Annotated in this window: 1 protein-coding gene; it reads right to left on the minus strand. The window is 43.5% G+C overall.

The window, feature by feature from the left end:
• Positions 1–434 (minus strand): FGGY family carbohydrate kinase (locus tag PSH48_RS21020; RefSeq protein ID WP_273612325.1); only part of this gene is annotated, 434 nt, incomplete at both ends.

A 434-nucleotide genomic window follows, 5' to 3' on the forward strand; every position in this document is an offset into this window, starting at 1 on the left:
CAATTAAGGCGGCTTGTTGATCGCCTGCTATACCGCAAATTGGAATTTCACCACCAAATAGCTCGCTTGCAGTCACCCCAAAGTCAGCCGCTGAGTCCATTACCTCAGGTAGCATCGACGCTGGAATATTAAATAAAGCCAGTAACTCTTCATCCCAGCATTGCTGATGAATGTTAAACAGTAATGTACGAGAGGCATTGGTAGCATCGGTTTTGTGAGCTTTACCGTTAGTGAGTTGCCATAGCAAGTAGGTATCTATCGTACCAAATGCTAGTTCACCTGCGTGTGCTTGCTCTTTAGCGCCTTTGACGTTATCTAAAATCCAACGAATTTTGGTTGCAGAAAAGTAAGGATCGAGTACTAAACCGGTTTTATCATTCACCATTTGTGTATGCCCAGCATGACGTAAATTATCGCAATAGTCACTGGTACGT

The organism is Pseudoalteromonas sp. Angola-4 (genome assembly GCF_028599265.1).
GTDB classification, from domain to species: domain Bacteria; phylum Pseudomonadota; class Gammaproteobacteria; order Enterobacterales; family Alteromonadaceae; genus Pseudoalteromonas; species Pseudoalteromonas atlantica.